The organism is Salinispora mooreana (assembly GCF_000379065.1).
In the GTDB taxonomy this organism is placed as follows: domain Bacteria; phylum Actinomycetota; class Actinomycetes; order Mycobacteriales; family Micromonosporaceae; genus Micromonospora; species Micromonospora mooreana.
In genome coordinates, this window is the sequence record NZ_KB900614.1 from 4,740,035 (window position 1) to 4,761,359 (window position 21,325).

General features: G+C 71.4%; 22 protein-coding genes and 1 riboswitch. Of the genes, 13 read left to right on the forward strand and 9 right to left on the reverse strand.

The genetic code is table 11. The annotated features are described in order from the left end of the window. Positions 1-158: 158 nt before the first annotated feature. From SALPAC6_RS0122705 to SALPAC6_RS0122735, 7 genes are all read left to right on the forward strand, one after another. Positions 159-722 (forward strand): PadR family transcriptional regulator, encoded by a 564-nt coding sequence (locus tag SALPAC6_RS0122705; protein ID WP_018255610.1) that lies wholly within the window; start codon positions 159-161, stop codon positions 720-722. 134 nt (positions 723-856) lie between these two features. Then, on the forward strand, positions 857-2,449 hold the full coding sequence (locus tag SALPAC6_RS0122710; RefSeq protein ID WP_018255611.1) for a radical SAM protein: 1,593 nt from the start codon (positions 857-859) through the stop codon (positions 2,447-2,449). Then, positions 2,446-3,258, forward strand: a complete 813-nt coding sequence (locus tag SALPAC6_RS0122715) for an SAM-dependent methyltransferase (protein WP_026189986.1) — start codon at positions 2,446-2,448, stop codon at positions 3,256-3,258. Before SALPAC6_RS0122710 ends, SALPAC6_RS0122715 begins: the two co-directional genes overlap by 4 nt. 104 nt (positions 3,259-3,362) lie before the next feature. Next, positions 3,363-3,534: riboswitch (cobalamin riboswitch) on the forward strand. Positions 3,535-3,563: 29 nt separating this feature from the next. Beyond that, complete coding sequence (locus SALPAC6_RS0122720) at positions 3,564-4,244, forward strand: energy-coupling factor ABC transporter permease (protein WP_018255613.1); 681 nt, start codon at positions 3,564-3,566, stop codon at positions 4,242-4,244. Then, entirely contained in the window at positions 4,241-4,558 is a 318-nt protein-coding gene (locus SALPAC6_RS0122725; protein WP_018255614.1) for an energy-coupling factor ABC transporter substrate-binding protein, read from the forward strand. Before SALPAC6_RS0122720 ends, SALPAC6_RS0122725 begins: the two co-directional genes overlap by 4 nt. Position 4,559: 1 nt before the next feature. Continuing rightward, positions 4,560-5,300, forward strand: coding sequence for a cobalt ECF transporter T component CbiQ (gene cbiQ, locus SALPAC6_RS0122730; RefSeq protein WP_026189987.1), 741 nt, complete (start codon positions 4,560-4,562; stop codon positions 5,298-5,300). Then, positions 5,297-6,139, forward strand: a complete 843-nt coding sequence (locus SALPAC6_RS0122735; protein ID WP_018255616.1) for an energy-coupling factor ABC transporter ATP-binding protein — start codon at positions 5,297-5,299, stop codon at positions 6,137-6,139. The genes cbiQ and SALPAC6_RS0122735 overlap by 4 nt, the downstream gene beginning before the upstream one ends. Before the next feature lie 124 nt (positions 6,140-6,263). On the opposite strand, the gene SALPAC6_RS0122740 is transcribed toward SALPAC6_RS0122735, so the two are convergent. The 6 genes from SALPAC6_RS0122740 to SALPAC6_RS26610 all read right to left on the reverse strand — a co-directional run bounded on the left by SALPAC6_RS0122740 (position 6,264) and on the right by SALPAC6_RS26610 (position 11,580). Beyond that, positions 6,264-6,875: a copper resistance CopC family protein gene (locus SALPAC6_RS0122740; protein ID WP_018255617.1), complete on the reverse strand. Its 612-nt coding sequence runs from the start codon at positions 6,873-6,875 to the stop codon at positions 6,264-6,266. A gap of 16 nt (positions 6,876-6,891) precedes the next feature. Next, entirely contained in the window at positions 6,892-8,118 is a 1,227-nt protein-coding gene (locus SALPAC6_RS0122745) for a Dyp-type peroxidase (protein WP_018255618.1), read from the reverse strand. Next, positions 8,115-8,702, reverse strand: coding sequence for a copper chaperone PCu(A)C (locus tag SALPAC6_RS0122750; protein WP_026189988.1), 588 nt, complete (start codon positions 8,700-8,702; stop codon positions 8,115-8,117). Before SALPAC6_RS0122750 ends, SALPAC6_RS0122745 begins: the two co-directional genes overlap by 4 nt. Before the next feature lie 97 nt (positions 8,703-8,799). Continuing rightward, positions 8,800-9,570: a zf-HC2 domain-containing protein gene (locus tag SALPAC6_RS0122755; protein WP_018255620.1), complete on the reverse strand. Its 771-nt coding sequence runs from the start codon at positions 9,568-9,570 to the stop codon at positions 8,800-8,802. A 55-nt stretch (positions 9,571-9,625) separates the two neighbouring features. Next, on the reverse strand, positions 9,626-10,186 hold the full coding sequence (locus SALPAC6_RS0122760) for a sigma-70 family RNA polymerase sigma factor (protein WP_018255621.1): 561 nt from the start codon (positions 10,184-10,186) through the stop codon (positions 9,626-9,628). Between the two features lie 146 nt (positions 10,187-10,332). Then, positions 10,333-11,580, reverse strand: coding sequence for a MalY/PatB family protein (locus tag SALPAC6_RS26610; protein WP_018255622.1), 1,248 nt, complete (start codon positions 11,578-11,580; stop codon positions 10,333-10,335). A gap of 367 nt (positions 11,581-11,947) precedes the next feature. On the opposite strand from SALPAC6_RS26610, the gene SALPAC6_RS0122770 reads away from it, so the two are divergent. The 5 genes from SALPAC6_RS0122770 to SALPAC6_RS0122790 all read left to right on the forward strand — a co-directional run bounded on the left by SALPAC6_RS0122770 (position 11,948) and on the right by SALPAC6_RS0122790 (position 17,052). Next, a complete protein-coding gene (locus SALPAC6_RS0122770; protein WP_018255623.1) occupies positions 11,948-12,856 on the forward strand; it encodes an ABC transporter ATP-binding protein in 909 nt (302 codons plus the stop codon). Continuing rightward, complete coding sequence (locus SALPAC6_RS0122775) at positions 12,856-14,514, forward strand: ABC transporter permease (protein WP_018255624.1); 1,659 nt, start codon at positions 12,856-12,858, stop codon at positions 14,512-14,514. Before SALPAC6_RS0122770 ends, SALPAC6_RS0122775 begins: the two co-directional genes overlap by 1 nt. A 74-nt stretch (positions 14,515-14,588) precedes the next feature. Then, a complete protein-coding gene (locus SALPAC6_RS0122780) occupies positions 14,589-15,470 on the forward strand; it encodes a hypothetical protein (protein ID WP_026189989.1) in 882 nt (293 codons plus the stop codon). Between the two features lie 75 nt (positions 15,471-15,545). After that, positions 15,546-16,436 (forward strand): bile acid:sodium symporter family protein, encoded by an 891-nt coding sequence (locus tag SALPAC6_RS0122785; RefSeq protein WP_018255626.1) that lies wholly within the window; start codon positions 15,546-15,548, stop codon positions 16,434-16,436. A 22-nt stretch (positions 16,437-16,458) separates the two neighbouring features. After that, a complete protein-coding gene (locus tag SALPAC6_RS0122790) occupies positions 16,459-17,052 on the forward strand; it encodes a TetR/AcrR family transcriptional regulator (RefSeq protein WP_018255627.1) in 594 nt (197 codons plus the stop codon). 35 nt (positions 17,053-17,087) lie between these two features. Here SALPAC6_RS0122790 and SALPAC6_RS0122795 read toward each other — a convergent pair whose 3' ends face one another. Continuing rightward, the gene (locus SALPAC6_RS0122795) at positions 17,088-18,650 is read right to left on the reverse strand and encodes an FAD-binding oxidoreductase (RefSeq protein WP_018255628.1); all 1,563 of its coding nucleotides are present in this window, start codon (positions 18,648-18,650) and stop codon (positions 17,088-17,090) included. A gap of 49 nt (positions 18,651-18,699) precedes the next feature. Here SALPAC6_RS0122795 and SALPAC6_RS0122800 point away from each other — a divergent pair, with 49 nt between their 5' ends. Beyond that, the gene (locus tag SALPAC6_RS0122800) at positions 18,700-20,226 is read left to right on the forward strand and encodes a glycerol-3-phosphate dehydrogenase/oxidase (RefSeq protein ID WP_018255629.1); all 1,527 of its coding nucleotides are present in this window, start codon (positions 18,700-18,702) and stop codon (positions 20,224-20,226) included. A 39-nt stretch (positions 20,227-20,265) separates the two neighbouring features. On the opposite strand, the gene SALPAC6_RS0122805 is transcribed toward SALPAC6_RS0122800, so the two are convergent. Together SALPAC6_RS0122805 and SALPAC6_RS0122810 are read right to left on the reverse strand one after the other, a co-directional pair. Next, entirely contained in the window at positions 20,266-20,649 is a 384-nt protein-coding gene (locus tag SALPAC6_RS0122805) for a hypothetical protein (RefSeq protein WP_018255630.1), read from the reverse strand. A 77-nt stretch (positions 20,650-20,726) separates the two neighbouring features. Then, positions 20,727-21,167 carry a hypothetical protein gene (locus SALPAC6_RS0122810; protein ID WP_018255631.1) on the reverse strand — a complete coding sequence of 147 codons (441 nt, stop codon included), beginning with the start codon at positions 21,165-21,167 and terminating at the stop codon, positions 20,727-20,729. Positions 21,168-21,325 lie beyond the last annotated feature (158 nt).

Consider the following 21,325-nt stretch of genomic DNA (forward strand, 5'->3'; position numbering starts at 1 on the left):
GGGCAGTGTGACGGCGGGCAGGATCGACGGTCGCGAGGACTACCACCGGTAGTCCCTAACAGGAATAGTCATATCATTGAGTACCCTTCGGGGGAAGGGCCGGCGACGCGGTGCCGGCCCGCCGAACTCTGTCCTCACCCGGAGCGGGAGGTGTGGCCATGGCGCTGCGGCACGCGGTGTTGGCGGTGCTGCTCGACGGGGAGTACAGCGGCTACCAGTTGGCCAAGATTTTCGATGTTTCCTGCTCCAACTTCTGGTACGCGGTTCCCCAGCAGCTCTACGCCGAGTTGACCAAGCTGGAACGGGCGGGGCTGATCGCCGGTCGGCAGGTCATCCAGCACGACCGCCCTAACAAACGGCTGTTCACCGTCACCCCCGCCGGCCTCGCCGAACTGGCCGCCTTCGCCGCCGTGCCGTCGAAGCCGTCGTCGATCCGGGAGGACCTGCTCGTCATGGTCCAGGCCGTGGACCGGCTGGACCCGGCACCGGTCATCGCCCAGCTCGAGGAGCGGGCGGTGATCGCCGCCGCCAAGGTGGAACTCTTCGACCGGATGCTTCGGCAGCTGCGCGGTGACCTGACCGAGGAGACATTCCTGCGCGAGAGCGACCGGATCGGGCCGTACCTCACCTGCCTGCGGGGGCGTCGCTTCGAGCAGGAAAACCGCGAGTGGTGTGAGCGGGTGGCGGCCCTGCTCCGCGCTCGCGCGCCAGTGCCCGGCTGACCCGCCAGTGCCGGTTGCCTCCCCCCGCCCGGCCGCCGGCGCGGGCCAGGACGTCGCCGATCCGGTCGGCCGCGCCGGGCGGTATTCGACCAAGCCGGCGTGCCGGGGCAGCGCGGCGTGGAATGGTGAGAGCCATGAAGCGGGACCGGGATGAGGTGTTCGTCGAGTACACAAAGTCGATCTGCCCGGTCTGCAAGGTCGTTGTCGACGGACAGGTCAACCTCCGCGACGACAAGGTCTATCTGCGGAAGCGCTGTCCGGAGCACGGCCAGTTCGAAGCGTTGGTGTACGGCGACGCGCAGATGTACCTCGACAGCGCCCGATTCAACAAGCCCGGCACGCTCCCGCTGACCTTCCAGACCGAGGTGCGTGACGGCTGCCCGGCGGACTGTGGGCTGTGCCCGGAACACAAGCAGCACGCCTGCCTGGGCATTATCGAGGTCAACACCGGCTGTAACCTCGACTGCCCGATCTGCTTCGCCGACTCCGGCCACCAGCCCGACGGGTACGCCATCAGCCTCGCGCAGTGTGAGCGCATGCTCGACGTCTTTGTGGCGAGTGAGGGCGAGGCCGAAGTGGTGATGTTCTCCGGCGGAGAGCCCACCATCCATCGGCAGATCCTGGACTTCGTTGACGCCGCACAGGCTCGCCCGATTCGGGCGGTCAACCTGAACACCAACGGGATCCGGCTCGCCAGCGATCGGGCGTTCGTGGCAGCGCTCGGCGAGCGGAACCGTCCCGGCCGGGCGGTCAACATCTACCTGCAGTTCGACGGGTTCGACGAGCGAACACACCGGGAGATCCGGGGTCGGGACCTGCGCGAGATCAAGCAGCGAGCGCTGGACAACTGCGCTGAGGTCGGCCTGACCGTCACCCTGGTGGCCGCGGTCGAGCGGGGGCTCAACGAACATGAACTCGGCGCCATCATCAGCCACGGCCTCGCGCACCCGGCGGTGCGCAGCGTCTCATTCCAGCCGGTCACCCACTCCGGCCGACACACGCCCTTCGACCCACTGACCCGGCTGACCAACTCCGACATCATTCACCTCGTCGCGCGGCAGCGGCCCGACTGGTTCCAGGCCGAGGACTTCTTCCCGGTGCCGTGCTGCTTCCCGACCTGCCGGTCAATCACCTATCTGCTCACCTCGGGCACGCCCGGCGCCGAGGACTTCGCGGTGGTGCCGATTCCCCGGCTGCTCGATGTGGCGGACCACCTCGACTACGTTGCCAACCGGGTGGTGCCGGACCCTGCTGTCCGGGAAGCGCTGGAGAAGCTGTGGTCGGCGTCGGCATTCATGGGCACCGACACAACCAACGCGCGCCTCGCCCAGACCGCCGCGGCGCTGGACTGCGCTGACGCCTGCGGCGTCAACCTACCCGAGGCGGTCGCGAACCTGACCGACCGGGCCTTCATGATCGTGATCCAGGACTTCCAGGACCCGTACACCCTCAATGTGCGGCAGCTGATGAAGTGTTGCGTCGAGGAGATCACTCCGGACGGCAGACTGATCCCGTTCTGCGCCTACAACTCAGTCGGCTACCGGGAACAGGTCCGCGAGCAGATGTCCGGGGTGCCGGTCGCCGACGTGGTGCCCAACGCACTCGCGCTGCGCTCGATGATCACGGACTCCCCGTACGGGTCGAAGGTGGCCCAGCGCTCCGACGGCGTCGCCGCCGGGCGGCGGGTGGCACCGGATACCACCAACGTGGGGTGGCGGATCCGGTGACGACGGGCGAGCCCGCGGCGGATCCGAAGGGTTGCTGCGCCGCGGTCTACGGTTCGGATCTTCTCGCCCTGCTCCTCGGCGATGCCTACCATCCCGGCGGTTCGTCGCTGACCCGCCGACTCGCCGCCCGACTGGCGCTGACCAGCGGTGAACGCGTGCTCGACGTCGCGAGCGGGCGGGGTGCCAGCGCGCTGCTGCTGGCGTCCGAGTACGGCTGCACGGTGACCGGTGTGGACCTCGCCGGTGCCAACGTCGCGGCGGCTACCCGGGGGGCCCGGTCTGTTGGGCTCGCCGACCAGGTGCGGTTCCGGCAGGGAGACGCCGAGCGGCTGGGTGTCGACTCACACGCGGTTGACGTGGTGGTCTGCGAATGCGCCTTCTGCACCTTCCCCGACAAGCCCACGGCAGCGGGGGAACTGGCCCGGGTGCTGGTCCCGGGTGGTCGACTGGGGCTGGCTGATGTCGTCGCCATCCCGGACCGGCTGCCTCCCGAACTGACCGGACTGGGAGCGTGGATCGCCTGCGTTGCCGATGCACGTCCCCTCGACGAGTACGTCGCCCTGCTGGCCGGCGCGGGGTTGACGACAACCCACATCGAACGGCACGACCCCGCGATCACCACGATGATCGACCAGATCGAGGCGCGCCTGACCGTGCTGCGGCTGACCGCCGCGGATCCGGCGGTGGCGCTCGGCCTGGACTTCGCCCGCGCCCCGGCGGTCCTGGCCGCAGCCCGGGCCGCGGTCGCCGACGGTGTCCTCGGCTACGCCATCCTGACCGCCCGGAAGCCGGGCTCTGGCCTGCGCTGAGTCTCGCGGCTCGCGGCGGAGCGTGGCCCTCGGGCTCACCGCAACCGGCGCCGGCGCGTACCCGTCAGCGCGAATCGACAGCTTGCCGTCCGGGCGAGCACCCGATAGCCTCTCGCCGTCAAGGTGCACGGGAAGCCGGTGGAAGACCGGCGCGGCCCTCGCCACTGTGACCGGGTAGTGATCTCTGACTGTGCCACTGGGCCCCACCAGGCCTGGGAAGGCTGGAGTGAACGTCGATCCGGAAGCCAGGAGACCGGCCTTGACACGGATCTCATCCACGAGGTGCTGGAAGGGAAGGTCAGTCGATGCATATCGCCGAGGGGTATCTCCCTCCGGAACAGGCGGCGGCGTGGTTCGTCGTGTCCGCGCCATTCGTCGTCCACGGGAGTCGGGCCCTGGTCCGGCAAATCCGTACAGATCCAGACTCGAAACTGCTGCTCGGGGCGGCCGGTGCCTTCACCTTCGCGCTGTCCGCCTTGAAGATCCCGTCGGTGACCGGGTCGAGCTCTCACCCGACCGGCACCGGTCTGGGGGCGGTGCTGTTCCGACCGCCGGTGATGAGCGTGCTGGGCAGCATCGTGCTGCTGTTCCAGGCGCTGCTGCTGGCCCACGGCGGGCTGAGCACGCTGGGCGCGAACATCTTCTCGATGGCGATCGTCGGACCGTGGGTGGCGTATGGGAGCTACACCATGGTCCGTCGCGCTGGCGGCGGCCTGGGCCCGGCGGTGTTCGCCGCTGCGGCCCTGGGCAGCCTGGCGACGTACGGGGTCACCGTCGCCCAGCTGGCCCTGGCGTTCCCCGACCCGGCGTCTGGCATCGCCGGTGCGTTGGCGAAGTTCGGCGGGATCTTCGCCGTGACCCAGATTCCGCTGGCGATCAGCGAGGGACTGCTGACCGTTCTGGTGGTCCGCCTGCTGAGTCGGACCAGCAGGGATGACCTGCGTCGGCTCGGTCTGCTGCGTCCGGCGGCGGAGGTGCGGGCATGAGGCGCTTCTCCTGGGTCAACCTGCTGCTGCTGTTCGCGGTGCTGCTCCTGGTGGTGATGCCGCTGGCGTTCGGCCTCGGCTCGGGGGAGGAACCCTTCTCCGGCGCGGACGCCCTTGCCGAGCAGGCCATCGTGGACGACCACCCCGACTATCAGCCGTGGTTCTCGCCGATCTACGAGCCGCCGTCGGCCGAGCTGGAGTCGGGACTCTTCGCCCTTCAGGCTGCGCTTGGCGCTGGTCTGCTCGGCTACTACTTCGGTGTCGCCCGGACCCGGCAGCGGCAGCGCGATGCTGCCGGCTGGCAGCGCGGCTAGCGTGTTCGCCCTCGACATCGCCGCGCACACCGGGCCCTGGCGAAATCGGCACCCCGCCGAGAAGGCGTTGCTCGCGCTCGGGCTGCTGGTCTGCGCGGTGGCCCTGCCCACCTGGCCCGGCGCGCTCCTGTCCGGTGGAGCGGCGGCGGTGCTGCTGGCCGCCGCACGGGTGCCGCCGGTCGTGGTGCTGCGGGCGGCCCGGGTACCGCTGCTCTTCGTCGCCACATCGACGGTCCCGTTGCTGGTGTCGATGCCGTCCCCAGCCCGACTGGCCATCGACCCCGCGGGCCTGCCGGTGGCGGCGCAGACCGCGGGTCGCTCCGTGGCGGCGTTGACCTGCCTGCTGCTGTTCACCGCCACCACACCGTTGTCGGATGTCCTGCCACGACTGCACCGGCTGGGGATCCCCTCGGCGGTCACCGAGGTTGCCGCGCTGACGTACCGGATGCTCTTCCTGCTGGTGGAGAGCGTGCGTGCGGTCCGGCAGGCGCAGGCGGCCCGGCTTGGCTTCCGTACCTGGCGGACCGCCTACCGGTCCCTGGCCGGCCAGGCGGCAGCGGTGTTCGTCCGGGCGTTGCACCGGGCGCGGCGGCTGGAGGAGGGACTGGCGGTGCGGGGCTACACCGGTTCACTCGCCGTGCAGGTGGCGGCCCACCGGGTATCGGCGCCGTTCGTTGCGGCAACCATGATGTTGCTCGGCGCGATCGTCACGACCAGCACCGGGTTGGTGTCCCCTTGGTGAACGTCCCGCTGCTGGAGTTCGACGGGGTGGGCTTCGCCTACCAGCCGGGTCGGTCGATCCTGGTCGAGGTCGATCTTCGGATCGACCCGGGTCAGCGGCTGGCCGTGCTGGGCCCGAACGGCGGCGGCAAGACCACGCTGTTCCGGCTGGCCGCCGGCGCGCTGCGGCCCGCCGCGGGCCAGATCGCCGTCGCCGGTACCCGGATGCGGTACACCCGGGCCGGCCTACGGGAGTTGCGGCAGCAGGTGCAACTGGTGGTGCAGGACCCGGACGACCAGCTCTTCTCCGCCAACGTCCGGCAGGATGTCTCCTTCGGGCCGGTCAACCTGGGGCTCCCGGCGGAGCAGGTGCGGCGGCGCTGTGACGCGGCGCTGGCGGCGCTCGGTGTGTCGGCGATCGCCGAGCGCCCCACCCATCTGCTCTCCTACGGCCAGCGCAAGCGGGTGGCGATTGCCGGCGCGGTCGCGATGCACCCGCGGCTGCTCATTCTCGACGAACCGACCGCCGGGCTTGATCCGGCCGGGGTGGAGACACTGCTGAACACTCTGTATCACCTGCACACAGCGGGTACGACGGTGGTGCTCTCCACCCACGATGTCGACCTCGCCTTCCGCTGGGCGGACGCGGTAGCGGTGGTCTCCGGCGGCGGTGTGCGTACCGTGGCCACGGCGGACGGCCTTGCCGATCCGGCACTGCTCGCAGCGGCAGACCTGGTGCCGGCGTGGGCGCCGCTGGTGCACCGGCTCCTGGACCGGATCCCGGAGCTGGCGGGAGCCCGTCCGCGCGCGGTAGCCGAACTCGCCGCGCTGCTCAACGATGCTGCGCCGGAGCGCCGGTGACCGCCGCGACCAGAACCGCAGCCTGGCCGTGGCAACGGCGCTGATCCCGCTGGGACCGGGTGCCAACGGGTGTCGGGCGTCAACGGGTGTCGGGCGCCGCCCGACACCCGTTGACGCCCGTTGGTCAGGTCGTGCTACGTCGGCGGCGTAGTAGTAGCACCAGGCCGCCGGCGACCAGGAGCACCAGGATCCCGCCGCCCATCACCGCTGGCGCGCCGAGCCCGCCACCGCCGCCGTCGTTGTCGGTCGCCGCCACTGGGCTGGCCGACCCGGGCTCCGTTGGCGCAGTGGCGGGCTCGGCCGTGGGGGACGACTCCGCCGGCGTCGGAGCCGGCGCCTCGGTGCCAGCGGGGTCAGCGACGGCGAACGCGTACGAGCCCTGGACCGGGTGCCCGTCGGCGGAGACTACCCGGTACGCGACGGTGTAGGTGCCGTTCGGCAGGGTTCCGTCGATGCTTATCGTACCTTTTGCGCCGGTGACCACGGGTTCACCGGTCGGGACCTTCTGCTCCGCGGCGTCGGAGAGGACGATGGTGGTGAACGCCGGATCCAGCCTCTGGAGGAACTCCAGGGTGATCTCGGTCGGTGCTGTGTCCAGCTCAGCGTTCTTGGCCGGTGTGGTGGTCTTCAGGGAGTTGTGTGCGGCGGCCGGGGAAGCCGGTACGAGCAGCAGCGCGGCGGCGGCGAGGACGGCGGCGAGGAAGCCGGCGGGTCTCGGGCGGGTGTTGGTCCGCATGGTTCTCCTGTCGAGGTCAGCCGAGCAGTTGCTGGCCGATCCAGCCGCCTTCGGGGCAGCCGGGTGGGATCGCGAAGACGGCAGAGCCGATCGGGGTGGTCCACTCGTTGAGTAGGTCCCGTTCGGCCAGGCGTCGTTGGATGGGTAGGAACTGACGGGTGATGTCGGCCTGGTAGGAGGCGAAGATCAGGCCGCTGTCCGCAGTACCGTCGGCGCTGGGCACGCCGTCGTAATTGTACGGGCGGCGCAGAATCCGGAGCCGGTCCTCGGTGACGTGGGAGCGGGTCAGGTGCGAGAAGTCCGGGATGACGGTGAGCCCGCCCGACCCGAGGGCGTCGAAGTCGGGCTCGTCGTGTTCATCCGTGCCGGTCAGCGGCGCGCCGGTGTCGAGCCGGCGGCCGACGGACAACTCACGGTCGGCGCGGCCGAGGAGGTCCCACGTCTCCAGGTTCATGCTGATCCGCCGGACGACCAGGGTGGTGCTGTCGCGTAGCCACGCCGGCCCGTCCGGCACCCACACCGCGGTCTCGAGGGGAGCGCCCGGTTTCGGGTTGGCGGTGCCGTCGAGTTGGCCGAAGAGGTTGCGCTGGGTGCGCCCCGGCTCGGCCCCAGCCGCGCGCCGGAAACCTTGCTGCACCCAGGCGACGGTGGCGAAGGGTCGGCTGTCCTTCACCAGCACCCGCTGGGCATGCGCGACGGTCAGCGGGTCGTCGGCGCAGATCTGCAGCAGGAGGTCCCCGTCGGACCAGCGGGGGGAGAGCCGGTCGATGCGGAACGCCGGGAGGGCGGCCACCGATGGCGGCCGCCGCCCGTCGAGGTTGGCCGCCTGGTAGAGACCGGGACCGAAGCCGAAGGTCACCGTCAGCCGGGCTGGCAGCAGCCCGAGCTCCGGCTCGGTGTCGGCCAGGGCGGGACGGCCCTGAGTGAGGCGGGCGGCGTCGTCGGAGAGCAGTCGCAGCATCCGTCCCAGCGCCTCCCGGTCCGTCTCCGGCCGGAGGGCGAGCGCGACGAACGCCGCATGTGCCTGCGGTTCGGTGGCGACCCCCGCCTGGCGGGTCCCGTGGAACGATTCGACGGCGAGCCCGAGTTCGCCCACCGGCGTCATCTCGGCGGGTCGGGTCGCGGGGTTGTCGGAGCCGACGGCGGTGACCGCCACGGTGGCGCCGAGCGCCCCGCCGGCAGCCAGGGCACCGCCGGCCAGCAGACCGCGTCGGCTTACCGCGCGGGGGCCGCTCCCAGTCACGACGCTGCGCTGGGGCTCATGGACATGTCCGGCATGCTGTGCTCGGGGTTGTAGCTCTCCTCCGCGCCGGTGAACGGCTTCGCCACCGCCGTGAACGACTGGGTTCGCCCGTCGGCGAAGGTGAGGGTGAAGCTCAGCTCGTCGCCGGCCTGCACCGGCTGCTGCAGATCCAGCATCATGAGGTGGTCGCCACCGGGCTCGAGGACGTGGCTGCTCTTCGCCTTGATCACGATGCCGCCCTCCTTGGCCTGCATGACCATCTCCCCATCCTTCATGGCCATCTCATGCAGCTCCATCGGCGACACCTCGGTGCTGACGCCGGTCAGGGTCACGTCGGCGTCGCTCTCGTTCACCAGGGTAGCGAACGCCGCGGTCATCCCCTGGTCGGCGGCCTTCACCCACGGGTCGTTGATCCCGACCACGCCGGCGGGGGCGTCCGCTGCCGCGGCGGCCGTCTCCGACGGGGCTGGGTTGGGCGCCGACGAGTCGTCGGACGAGCCACAGCCGGCCATGGCGGCGGTCAGCAGGGCGGCGGCGACCAGGGCGGCCGGGCGTAGGCGCCGACCGGTGATGTGACGTGGCATGGAGACCTCTCTGAGTTCGGTGTTGACTGTTGGTCGGTTCGGCGGGGCGGGAAAGTTCCCGGTGATTCGGCTAGCAACATCACCGGTGTCGGGACGCTCAGGCCGCAGCACTGTCCCGGTGGCACGCCGAACCCGGAAACGGCGGGGGCGCGAGCCGTAGACCCGGTGGGGGCGGCTCATCCTCGGCCGGGATGCGCCAGCGGGGCCGATCAGTGCGAAGGTCGGTGGGCGGGCCGCCCGGGTGTAGTCCCGGCCGGGACATGGCCACGACGATCGCGTAGCCAACGAAGAGGAACCCGTGGCTGACCAGCCGGGCGGTCTCCACCCGGCCGGTCATCAGGTCGTTGACCGACAGGAGCACCAGGGTGCCGACGAAGGCGCTCAACATCGGCAGCAGCCCGGTCGGCGGGGTGCGGCGGGCGGCCACGAACAGGAACCCGGCGCCGACGGCGATGTTCCACGCCGCTGCCTCGTGCCACAGGTGGCCCGAGGCCAATGGCCCGCCAGCGTGGATGTGCGGGCCCGCCGCCGCCCGACCGACCTGCGTCAGACCCAGCATGACCTGCAGCGCCCCCGTCAGCCCGAGCGCCGCGCGCAGGGCGATCACCAGCCGTTGTCGCCACGGCGGTCGCGCCGGGGTCGTCGCCGGAGTCGTCGCGGGGAGCGCGGCCAGGACCGCGTCGGTGAGGTCGGGGCCGATCACGCTGACCGACAGCCGGGCCCGACGGGTGATCGCCGCCGCCTGGTCGAACCACGTCCGGCACGCACCGCAACCGGCCAGGTGGGAGTCGGCTGCCGCCCGCTCAGCCGGGGTCTCCTCCCCGTCCAACTGCGCCGACAACACCTCGCGCCACTGCTCACACCCCATGTATCGGTAGTCGGACCGGTGCCGGCGCTGGTTCCCGCGCGGGACGGGAAGGTCGTCAGCCGGCTGCGGTGTGGCGGGCCGACCCGCCGGAGCGGGCCTGTAGCGCGACGACCAGATCTTCCCGAGCCCGGGACACCCGGGACCTGATCGTCCCGACCGGGCAGCCGCACACCTGTGCGGCCTCGGCGTAGGAGAGGCCGAGCACCTGGGTGACGACGAAGGCCTCCCGGCGGTCGGTCGGGAGCGCCGCGATGATCTGCTCCAGGGCGACCTGCCGGTCGAAGCCGCTCTCGTCGGCGTCGGCGACATCGTGGGAGTTGGTCATCGGGACCGTCCGCGGACGGGACGTGGCGGTCCGCACGTGGTCCACCGCGACCCGCCGGGCGATGCTGAACAACCAGGTACGCGCTGAGGAGCGGCCGGCGAACGAGGGCAGCGACCGCAGCGCGCGCAGGTAGGTCTCCTGCGTCAGGTCATCCGCCTCGGCCGGGGAGATCAAGGCGGCCAGGAAGCGCCGAACCTGCTGCTGGGTCGCCCGGATGAAGGCGGCGGCGGCCGCCTGGTCACCGCGTCCCGCCTCGAGAGCCCACGAGGTGACATCGGTGTCGTCGGTCACGGTGGGTACCTCCGGGTCGCCGTTCGGAGCGAACGACGGGCACAAAATGCCCGTACGAGACGGCTGAGCATCGTGCTGAACGGTAGCGTACGACATTCCCGGCGCGCCGGTCTCTCGCCGGTTCGGGGCCGCGCACCTGTTGTGGATCACTTCTGGGCGGTGGTTCCCGCCTCCCGGGCAGCCCGACCCATGCGGGTGACGGCGTCGGTGAGGATGGCGGGGGAGGTGGCGAAGTTCAGCCGGACCCAGCCCGCTCCACCGGCCCCGAAGGCGTGCCCGGAGCTGAGCGCCACCCGCGCGCGTTCCAGGAACAGCTGGGCTGGTCCGGCGCCGACCTCGCCGGATGCGCTGTCGGGTGGAGCACTGTGCGGGCCGAGGCGCCGGCAGTCCAGCCAGGCGAGGTAGGTGCCTTCGGGGCGGTGGTAGCCGACGGTGGGCAGGTGCTCGGCCAACAGTGACTCCAGTCGGGTGCGGTTGGCGTGTAGTCCGTCGAGGAGGTGGTCGAGCCACTCCCCGCCGGCCCGCAGGGCGGCCGTCTGCGCGACCACACCCAGGTGGCTTGGTCCGTGGCTGACCTCTTCCGGCATCCGGGCCAGATCGGCCGCGGCGCGCGTTCCCGCGATCGCGAGTGCCGCCTTCAGGCCGGCGAGGTTCCATGCCTTGGAGCCGGAGATCACCGCGAAAGCGTCCTGGCTGCCGGTGACGGTCAGGTACGGGGTGACGTCTGCCCCGGGCAGCGCCAGCGGAGCGTGGATCTCGTCGGAGATCACCCGGACGCCGTGCCGGTTGGCCAGCTCGGCGACGGCCTCGAGCTCCGCGCGGCGGTGTACCACGCCGGTGGGGTTGTGCGGGTTGCACAGCAGGAAGGCCGGCCGCCTGCCGCGGGCACGGGCGCGCCGGAACGCCTCGTCCAGGGCGGCGAGATCGATCCGTAGGTCGGCCCCGAGCGGGGCCTCGACCACCTGCCGTCCGGCGTGCCGGGTGAACGCGTAGAAGGGCGGGTAGACGGGGGAACAGACGACCACGGCGTCGCCGGGATCGGTCACCAGCCGGAGCACCTCGACGATGCCCAGCATCACGTCGGGTACCACCGCGGTGCGGCCGGGGGAGAAGTCGGTCCACCCCCAACGTTCGGCGGCGAACTCGCCGAACGCCTCCGCGTACCCCGTTGGGTGGGCGTAGCCGGTGTCGCCGAGCGTGATGGCGCGCTGCAGCGCCTCGGCGACGGCGGGGGCGAGGGGGACATCCATCTCCGCCACCCAGAGTGGAAGCACGTCCGGGGCGTATCTGCCCCACTTCACGCTGGTACGTCGCCGGAGCTGGGCCAGCGTGAGTTGGGTGAGCGGGTTCGGTGCGGCGGTGGGGAGATCGGCGGAGGGCGTGGGGCGGGACATCAGCCCACCCTAGGGCGTTCGGCGGCGGGTGGACTCCCGGCCCGGTATGCGCTTGCCTAACTATTAAACGACTGTTTAATCTAGCGGAGTGACAACGGTTGGCAGGGGTTTCGAGACGCCAGCCCTCGGGCGTATCACCCAAGGGCTGCACGTCAACCGCGTGATGCTCGACGACTATCTGATGTACGTCCCGGATCCGCCCGCGGCAGGCGAGGCAGAAGGTACTGCGCACCGGCTGTCACGTCCCCCGGCGTGAATCTCTCCGCGGCGGCTCACCGACTCGTCGTGGGCTCCGCGTGACCGACGACATCGGACCAACCCCGGGCTTCACCCCGCCCGGGTTTTCCCTCGAACGAGGTCTACGACCATGACCATGGCAATCGACATTCAACACATCGACAAGCTCTTCGGCCGCACCAAGGCGCTGGACGGTCTCGACCTGCAGGTCGAGACCGGCACCGTGCACGGCTTCCTCGGCCCCAACGGTGCCGGCAAGTCCACCACCATCCGCATCCTGCTGGGGCTGCTCCGGGCCGACCGCGGTCGGGTCCGGCTGCTCGGTGGTGACCCGTGGGTCGACGCGGTGCGACTGCACCGCCGGCTCGCCTACGTCCCCGGCGACGTGGAGCTGTGGCCCAACCTGACCGGCGGCGAAGCGATCGACCTCTTCGCCCGCCTGCGCGGCGGGACCGACCCGGTTCGCCGCGACGAGCTGTGCCAACGCTTCGACCTCGATCCCCGCAAGAAGGGGCGGACCTACTCGAAGGGCAACCGGCAGAAGGTCGCCCTGATCGCGGCGCTGGCCAGCGACGTGGACCTGCTGCTGCTCGACGAGCCGACCGCCGGGCTGGACCCGCTGATGGAGGCGGTGTTTCAGGAGTGCATCCGGGAGGCCTGCGCGGCCGGCCGGACCGTTCTGCTCTCCAGCCACATCCTCGCCCAGGTCGAGGTGCTGGCCGACCAGATCTCGATCATCCGGCAGGGGCGGATCGTCGAGACCGGCTCCCTGACCGACCTGCGTCATCTGACCCGGACCTCCGTGGACGCGATTGTCGACAGCCCGGCCGCCTCGCTCGCCACCCTGGCCGGCGTACACGGGCTGCAGGACACCGACGGCCACGTCCGCTTCGAGGTCGACGGGGAGCACCTCACCGTCGTCATCCGGCGGCTGGGCGACCTCGGCGTACGCGGGCTGACTGTCCGGCCACCGACCCTGGAACAGCTGCTGCTGCGGCACTATGGCGATGAGCCGGCCCGCCACGGGGCGGTGGCGTGATGGCCACCGTGATGGTGAACCAGCCGGTGGTCGCGGCGCCCGGCCAGGGCGGCGGCACGGTCACCGGGACCGGCACCCTACTGCGGTTCATGCTGCGCCGCGACCGGATCCGTTTTCCGGCATGGACGGTCGGCCTGGCGCTGCTGATGGGATACTTCGCCACCGCGCTGGAGACCTTCGTCGAGAGCCCGGAGGACCTGGAGGGGCTGACCGCCTTCTCCGGCAGCCCGGCCGGCGCGCTCTTCGGCGGCCCGGGATTCGGCTTCGACGACCTGACCACCGAGCGCTTCCTCGCCGGGCAGTACGGCCTCTACGTGGCCATCGGCGCGGGCCTGATGGGGCTGTTGACCGTCGTGCGGCACACCCGCGCCGAGGAGCGCTCCGGCCGAGCCGAGCTGATCCGCGCCAACGTGGTCGGCCGGCACGCCCAGCTCACCGCCGCGCTGGTGCTTGTCACCACGATGGCCGCGGTCGTCGCCATCCTGATCGGTGGCCTGATGGCCAGCCGGGGATACGACCTCGGGGGGTCGTTGCTGTTCGGCGTCTCGGTCGGTGCGGTGGCGCTGGTATTCGCCGCAGTCGCGGCGGTCACCGTCCAGCTGTCGGAGTATCCGCGGGCCGCCTCCGGCACGGCCGGCGCCCTGCTCGGAGCGGCATTCGTGCTGCGCGGGTTGGGTGACATGGCGGCGGTGCAGGGCAGCGGCGCGTCCTGGCTGTCCTGGCTGTCACCGGTCGGCTGGTCCCAGCAGACCGCGCCGTACGTGCACGACCGCTGGTGGCCACTGGTGATCTCGCTGGCCTTCGCGGTGACCGCCGCGGCCGCCGGCTACGCGCTCTCGGCCCGGCGGGACTTCGGTGCCGGGCTCGTGCCGCCCCGCCCGGGGCCGGCCCGGGCGGCGGCCTGGCTGGACGGGCCGTTCGCGCTCGCGTTCCGGCTGCACCGGGCCAGCCTGATCGGGTGGAGTGTGGGACTGCTCGCCGCCGGCCTCGCCTACGGCTCGTTCACCCAGCCACTCCTCGACGGATTCACCGACGCGCCCGAGGACCTGGTCGCCGTCATGGGCGGTGCGGAGAACCTGCTGGACGGTTACCTCGGCACCATGGGTCTGACCATGGCCCTCGCCGTCGGGGTCTACGTGGTGCTCGCCATGCAGACCCTGCGCTCCGAAGAGAGCGAGGGGCGGGCCGAGTCGGTCCTCGCGACGGCCGTCAGCCGCTCGACCTGGATCGGTAGCCACCTCGTGGTGACGGCGGTCGGCGTACCGTGGCTGTTGCTGGTCGCCGGCGTCGGTATGGGCGTCGGGGCGGCGGTGAGCACCGGCGACGCCGGGTCCTTCACCGGCCTGCTGCTCGGCCACGTGGCGCACACTCCGGCGGTCTGGCTTCTCCTCGCCGTTGCCGCGCTGCTCTATGCGGTGGCGCCTCGGGTACTGCCGCTGATCTGGGTGCTGCTCGGCTATGGGCTGATCTTCGGGTACTTCGCCCCGATCCTCGATATTCCCGCCGGCGCCGGGTGGCTGTCACCCTTCGCGCACGTCGGCGAACATCCGTTGGAGGAGGTCAGAGTGGTCGCGGTTGTGGTACTGACCGTGCTTGCCGCGGTGACCGCCCAGGTCGCCTGCCTGGTGTTCCGGCGGGACGTGGTCGGTCGCACCTGACGGGTGGCCGGTGGGGCGGCGAGGGATCGTCGCCCCACCGGAACCTTGCGGCGCCCAGCCACGTCTGATCCGACATGACCAATAGTCGACTCCGCTGGACGGCGCCCGCCGTGTCGCTGCTCCTGCTCGTCACCGCCTGTGGCCCGCAGGGTGAGGTGGCCAACGCTGACGGTCCTGGCCAGCCGGAGGGGCCCCACCCCGCGGACGCGGTGGTGTTCCAGCTGACCTCCATCGGCGGGTTCGGGATGCCGTCAGCGCTGGCCAGCCGCACCCCGTCCATCAGCGTCTACGGAGACGGACGGGTGATCAGCGAGGGCCCCACGATCCTGATCTATCCCGGGCCCGCGCTGCCCAACCTCCAGGTCCACCCAATCGCCCCCGAGGACGTGTCGACGCTGTTGGAGTCGGCGCGGGCCGCCGGCGTGGACGGCGCGGTGGACTTCGGCACCCCGGCGCTCGCCGACGCGCCGACAACCCGATTCACGGTACGCGGCGCGAACGGCACCGAGCAGATCGACGTCCCGGCCCTCGCCGAGGCGGGCGACGACGCGCCCGGCCTCACCGCCGAGCAGCAGGCGGCCCGGACGCGGCTGCGGGCGTTCGTCGCATCGCTCACCAGCGATTCGGGTCCACTGGCGCCGGCCAGGGGGGACAGCGCGAAGCCCTACGTGCCCACCGTGGTCGCGGGCGTCGCGGAACCGTTCACCGACCCCGAGGGCCTCGGCCAGCCCGAGGTGGCCTGGCCCGGGCCGACGTTGCCCGGCGAGCCCCTCGGTTCCAGCACCGGGCCGGGCTGTGTGACCGTCAGCGGCGATGCGTTGCAGACGCTGCTCGCGGCGGCGGCGGAGACCACCGCAGCGGCGCCGTGGACCTCGGACGGCAAGAGTTGGACGGTGCGGCTGCGACCGTTGCTGCCGGATGAGACGAGCTGCGGGGACCTCGTGGCCAACGGCTGACGCTGGCCCGGGCCGGGCAGCGCGAGCCGCCCGGGGGATTGCGGCGGCGAACACGAGGATTGATCATGTGCTGCCATGGACTCGGCATTGACCCTGATCGGACTGCCCGTCGCGCTCGGCATCATCATGCTCGGCCTGGGCCTCGGGCTGACCGTGGCGGATTTCCGCCGGGTGGCCCGCTACCCGAAAGCCGCCCTCATCGCCCTGGTGTGCCAGGTGCTGGTGCTGCCGGCACTCTGCTTCGGGCTGGTGCTCGCCTTCGACCTGGCTCCGGAGCTTGCCCTCGGGATGATGCTGCTGGCCGCATCTCCCGGGGGCACCACCGCCAACCTCTACAGCCACCTGTTCGGCGGGCACGTCGCCCTCAACATCACCCTGACCGCCGTCAACTCGGTGCTGGCTGTGGTCACCCTGCCGATCGTGGTCAACCTCTCGGCGGCATACTTCCTCGCCGACGGCGGGAGCCTGGGTCTGCAGTTCGACAAGGTGCTGCAGGTCTTCGCCATCGTGCTCATCCCGGTCGCGATCGGCATGCTGATCCGGGCCCGGGCGCCCCACGCCGCCGTACGCCTGGACCGGCCGGTCCGGGTCCTGTCGGTCGTGGTACTCGTCGCGGTGGTCGTCGGCGCGGTGCTGAACGAACGGGAGAACCTCGCTGACTACTTCGTCTCGGTCGGCCTGGTGGTGTTGGCGTTCAACGTGCTCAGCCTCGCGGTCGGATACGGGGTGCCCCGGCTGGCGGGGGTCGATCGGGGCGCTGCGACCGCGTCCGGATTCGAGATCGGCATCCACAACAGCACACTGGCAATCACCGTCGCGCTCAGCCCGGCGTTGCTCGACAACACCCGGATGGCCGTCCCCGGCGCGGTCTACGGCATCGTTATGTTCTTCACCGCCGCGGCCTTCGGCTTTCTGGTGACCCGCACCGGAGCCCGGCCGGACGAGCCGGTTGGCCAGAATCCGTAGCGGGGGATGGTAGACATTCGGCGTGGTGGAGTGGAGCCGGACCGGCGAGCGTGGCATCGAGGACGCGGTTCTGGACGCCGCCCGTGACTGCGTCCTCGCCTACGGCGTACGTCGCACGACCGTGACCGACGTGGCACGTCGCGCCGGGGTCTCCCGAATGACCGTCTACCGGCGCTGGCCGGATGTGCAGTCGCTGATCGGCGATCTGATGACCCGGGAGTGGCAGCAGGTGCTGCTGGCCACGGCGACCGACGAGGGCACCGGACACGCCCGATCCCGCCTGGTCGAGCGGGTGGTGGCGGGAGCGCGGGTGTTGCGGGAACACCCGTTGCTGTGCAAGATCCGCGACGTTGATCCGGAGGTGCTGATCCCGTACCTCCTCGACCGGCGCGGCGCGGGCCAGGAGGAGATGCTCCAATTCCTGGTGGCCGCCGTCGCCCACGGCCGGGCCGACGGCTCGGTGCGGCCCGGCGAGGCCGAGACCATGGCCCGGGTTGTCCTGCTGACCACGCAGTCCTTCGTGCTCTCCGCCCGGACCGTCGCCGACGGTCTTCCCGCCGCCAGCGTGGACCGAGAACTGGCTCGGATGGTGGACGGCTACCTGCGGCCGGACTAGCCGGCGTGGTGCGTCCACCACGAGCCGGGGTGCGACTAGGGCACCAGGATGCCGGGGTTGAGAATGCCGGCCGGGTCCAGGTGACGCTTGACCGTCCGGAGTAGGCCAACGCCGAGATCCCCGATCTCGGCCGCGTACCAGTCTCGGTGGTCCGTGCCAACTCCATGATGGTGGGTGATAGTGCCCCCGGCGCTGGCGATCGCGTCACTGGCCGCCGCCTTCGCGGTGCGCCACCGGTCGATCGGATCGGGACCGGGGGAGCAGATCACGGTGAAGTACAGCGAGGCACCGGTCTCGTAGACGTGGGAGACGTGCGCCAACACCAGTGTGCCCTCCGGCAGCGTGTCCATGATCGCCGCCCGGACCCGCTCGTGCACCTCGGGCAGTCGAGACCAGTACGCCGCGGTCTCCAGGGTCTCCGCGAACGCCCCCGCGTCCAGTAGCGCGTCGCGCAGGTACGGAGCGTCGAAGCGGTGCCGCTGCCACTGCCGGCCCGGCTCGGCGCCCAGCGGTTGGCCGTCCTGCGCCGTCAGCACCGCGGCGGCCGTCGCGGCGGTGGCGTGGACCTGCTCGCCCTCGTACCCGACGACCAGTAGACAGCCCCCGTCGGATCGGCCCCGGCCGGTCGCCCCGATCACGGTCTCGACCTCGTCGGAGAGTCGCAGTACGGTGGCCCGCGGCCCGTCCTGCGCCAGTCTCCGGATGGCGTGCAGCCCGGCGGGGAAGGAGTCGAACCGCCAGCCCTCGTAGTGTGTCTGCGCCGGGACCGGTCGCACCCGCACCGTCACGTCGGTGATGACGCCGAGTGTCCCCTCACTGCCCAGAAAGAGCTGTCGTAGGTCGGGGCCGGCGGCGGAGGCGGGGGCGCGCCCCACCCGGATGGTGCCGCGGGGGGTGGCGACGGTCAGCGCGGTCACCAGGTCGTCGAAGCGGCCGTACCCGGTTGACGCCTGCCCGCAGGAGCGGGTGGCGGCGAAGCCCCCGATGGTCGCGTATTCATAGGACTGGGGAACGTGACCGAGGGTGAGCCCGTGCTCGGCGAGCAGCTCCGCGGCGCGGGGGGTGGGTAGTCCCGCCTGGAGGGTCGCGGTGCGGGAGACGGCGTCAACGGCGATGACCCGGTCCAGCCGGTTCAGGTCGATGGTGAGGTGTGCGGGCGCCTTAGGTGTCAGTCCGCCGACGACCGAGGTGCCACCGCCGAAGGGGACCACGGCCACCCGGTGCTGGGAGCAGAGTTCGAGCACGGCGAGGACCTCGGCATGGTTGGCAGGGCGGACCACCGCCAGTGGGGCTTGGCGGAGCACGCCCTGGCGTCGTCGCAGGAGGTCGGGTGTGGACAGGCCAGTTGCGTGCCGGGCCCGGATCGGTCGGGAGGTCAGCACGTGCTCGGTGCCGACGGCTGCCCGAAGTGCGGCCAGGACCGCGTCGTCGGGTTCGGCCGCGGGCAGCGCGACGTCGGGCAGGGGCACGGCTGGGGGCGTGGGTGTCAGCTCCAGTAGCTGCGCCAGTAGCTCCGACGCGGAGTCCGGTAGGGGCTGCGCTCCCGCGGCCGACCCCCAGTGGGTCCATCGGTCGGCGTCTTCCCCAGCTCCATCCATGTGTGACACAGTGACATTCACTGTCACTTTTTGGCAAGGGGGTGTGGGCATGGACGCCACGCTGACCGGGTCACGCCGGGACCGGGAACTCGCCGAACTGGCCGGTGGCGGCGCCGTTGACCTCCTCGTCGTCGGGCTCGGCGTCACCGGCGCGGGCGTGGCCCTGGACGCCGCCAGCCGGGGCCTCTCCGTGGCCGCCGTGGAAGCCCAGGACCTTGCGCACGGCACCTCCCGCTGGAGTTCCAAACTGGTCCACGGCGGACTGCGCTACCTCGCCCACGGTCAGGTGCGCATCGCCCACGAGAGCGCGGTCGAACGCCACATCCTGATGACCCGCACCGCCCCGCACCTGATCCGGGCACTGCCGATGTTGCTGCCCACGACCGACTACACCGCCGGTTGGCAGGATTGGGCCGCGGCGGTTGGGCTCCGCGTCGGCGACCTGCTGCGCGTCAGCGCGGGAACCCCCCGCCGGACCCTGCCGGCTACCCGACGGCTCGGCCCGGCCGAGGCGGGCGCGATGGCACCGGCGTTGCGCCGGGTCGGCCTCCGCGGTGCCCGGCTGTCCTGGGACGGCCAGCTCTGCGACGACGCCCGGCTCGTGGTCGGTCTGGCCCGTGCGGCGGCGGCGCGCTCCGCGCGCATCCTGCCCCGCGCCCGGGTGGTCAACCTGCACGGCGACGGCGCCACCGTCGAGGACACCCGCACCGGGGCCACGCTGCACATTGCCGCCCGCGCCGTGATCAACGCCACCGGTGTCTGGGCAAGTAGCCTGACCCCACACGTGCGCCTGCGGCCCTCCCGCGGCACCCACCTCGTGCTGCCCGCCGCTGCGCTGGGTGGTCTTTGGGCCGGACTGACCATCCCGGTCCCTGGCGAGTTCACCCGCTACGTCCTCGCGCTGCCCCAGACCGACGGCCTGGTCTACGTCGGGCTGACCGACGAACCGCTGGCCGGACCCATCCCGGAGGTGCCGGAGCCCACCGAGGCCGACATCGCGTTCTTGCTCGACGTGCTCAACGGCGTCCTCGACCGGCCACTGCGAGGCAGTGACGTCGTCGGTGCCTACGCCGGGCTCCGGCCGCTGCTCGCCGGCGCCGCTGACCGTACCGCCGACCTGTCCCGACAGCACGCCGTCATCGACGACCCGGACGGGGTCATCACGGTCGTCGGCGGAAAGCTCACCACCTATCGGCGGATGGCCGAGGATGCGGTGGACACCGCGGTGCGTCGTCGGGCCCTGACCGCTGGTGTCTGCCGTACCCGCCGTCTCCCGCTGCCAGGTGCCGCGAGCCCCGCGCACCTGGCGCGGGTACCGGCCCCCCGGCGTCTGGTCGCCCGCTACGGTGTCGAGGCGGTCAACGTCCTGGCCGAGGCGCCAGCGCATCTCCACCGGCCGATCGGCGAAGAGATCCCGGTCACCGGCGCCGAGTTACTCTGGGCCGCCCGGCACGAACTGGCCTGTACGGTTGATGATCTGCTGGACCGGCGAACCCGCCTCGGGCTTGTTCCTGCCCACCGAGACGCGGCGCTGCCGGTGGCGGGCGAGGTCCTTGAGCTCGCCGCGACCCGGTGACCCGCGTCGCATCACCAACCCGCCGCCGGTCCTGGACGCCTACCTGTCACCGGTCGGCTCGGCCCGGAACTCGCCCGCCGTTCGGATGCGTCGGCGGTCCTCGCGGATCGTGTACCGGATCGCCTGGAGGGAGGCATCCGGCGTGAAGATCAGGGCGTACCAGCGGTCCAGTGTGGCGCGAAGCTGGGTGAGGCTGGCCTGGAGTCGACGGCTTCGCTCGTTCGAGGCGCGTAGCTGCTCCCGGATGGTCTGCGCCTCGGCCTCCAACTCGGCCATCCGGATGCGCATCGGCTGCATCAGGGTCAGGGCGGTATCGGTAATCACATCAGCCGCCTCGGCGCGGAACTTCCCCCGCTTCACCACCACCGTGGCGATGGTCGCGAATCCGCCGGCGCCACCAAGGACGCCGAGCACCGACAGCACGACCTGAAGCCACTGTGGGGCGGCAACTGCGGCGTCGGTCGGGGATGGAGGCGGGGGCGGGGGTGGGGGCGGGGCTGTCATGGGAACTCACCAGCCAGGTCCGGGGCTGGGCGCTGCGGTTCGACCAGCCGGTGTAGATCGTGCAGGAGCTCCCCGCCGCGCCACCACGAACCGAAGGCCACAGCAGTGATGAAGGAGACCGAGGTGACGGCGGCCAGGCCACCGCCGACGCCAAGGGTGATCGCGTACATGCTGGTGACGGCGCCGAGCATCAGCATCGACGCCAGCTCCAGCCCGAGCCCGGTGGCATACCGACCTGGCCATAACAACCCGGCGATGCCAATCAGGCCGGCGACGACCAGCGCCAGTTGCCAGCCGAGGCGGATCGGCTCGGGCATAGCGACCCCCAGGGTGGGTGGCGCGCCCAGGACGAGCATCATCGTGCCGCACAGCGGCGAGGTGAAGACGACGGCGTTCTGGAAGGGCCGTCGATTTCGCCAGATCAGCCTGTTCCGCACCGCAGCTCCTCACGTGGTCACTCGCCGAGCCGGTCTCGGGGACACGCGTGGACCGGCGCTGCGCGGGGAGGGGATGACGACGAGCGTCATTGATTGCCGATAGATCAGTCATATCACCCGCCGGAGCTGTCGCCCAAAAGATGCTGAGATCCGACAAA

Excerpts from the sequence above, each read along its gene's own strand:
- SALPAC6_RS0122755 (WP_018255620.1), bottom strand. The coding sequence starts at position 9,570 with ATGGGGTGTGAGCAGTGGCGCGAGGTGTTGTCGGCGCAGTTGGACGGG.
- SALPAC6_RS0122775 (WP_018255624.1), top strand. The coding sequence starts at position 12,856 with ATGGCCACCGTGATGGTGAACCAGCCGGTGGTCGCGGCGCCCGGCCAG.
- SALPAC6_RS0122725 (WP_018255614.1), top strand. The coding sequence starts at position 4,241 with ATGAGGCGCTTCTCCTGGGTCAACCTGCTGCTGCTGTTCGCGGTGCTG.
- SALPAC6_RS0122770 (WP_018255623.1), top strand. The coding sequence starts at position 11,948 with ATGACCATGGCAATCGACATTCAACACATCGACAAGCTCTTCGGCCGC.
- SALPAC6_RS0122740 (WP_018255617.1), bottom strand. The coding sequence starts at position 6,875 with ATGCGGACCAACACCCGCCCGAGACCCGCCGGCTTCCTCGCCGCCGTC.
- SALPAC6_RS0122720 (WP_018255613.1), top strand. The coding sequence starts at position 3,564 with ATGCATATCGCCGAGGGGTATCTCCCTCCGGAACAGGCGGCGGCGTGG.
- SALPAC6_RS0122795 (WP_018255628.1), bottom strand. The coding sequence starts at position 18,650 with ATGGATGGAGCTGGGGAAGACGCCGACCGATGGACCCACTGGGGGTCG.
- SALPAC6_RS0122710 (WP_018255611.1), top strand. The coding sequence starts at position 857 with ATGAAGCGGGACCGGGATGAGGTGTTCGTCGAGTACACAAAGTCGATC.
- SALPAC6_RS0122705 (WP_018255610.1), top strand. The coding sequence starts at position 159 with ATGGCGCTGCGGCACGCGGTGTTGGCGGTGCTGCTCGACGGGGAGTAC.
- SALPAC6_RS0122750 (WP_026189988.1), bottom strand. The coding sequence starts at position 8,702 with ATGCCACGTCACATCACCGGTCGGCGCCTACGCCCGGCCGCCCTGGTC.
- SALPAC6_RS0122780 (WP_026189989.1), top strand. The coding sequence starts at position 14,589 with ATGACCAATAGTCGACTCCGCTGGACGGCGCCCGCCGTGTCGCTGCTC.
- SALPAC6_RS0122800 (WP_018255629.1), top strand. The coding sequence starts at position 18,700 with ATGGACGCCACGCTGACCGGGTCACGCCGGGACCGGGAACTCGCCGAA.
- SALPAC6_RS26610 (WP_018255622.1), bottom strand. The coding sequence starts at position 11,580 with ATGTCCCGCCCCACGCCCTCCGCCGATCTCCCCACCGCCGCACCGAAC.
- SALPAC6_RS0122785 (WP_018255626.1), top strand. The coding sequence starts at position 15,546 with ATGGACTCGGCATTGACCCTGATCGGACTGCCCGTCGCGCTCGGCATC.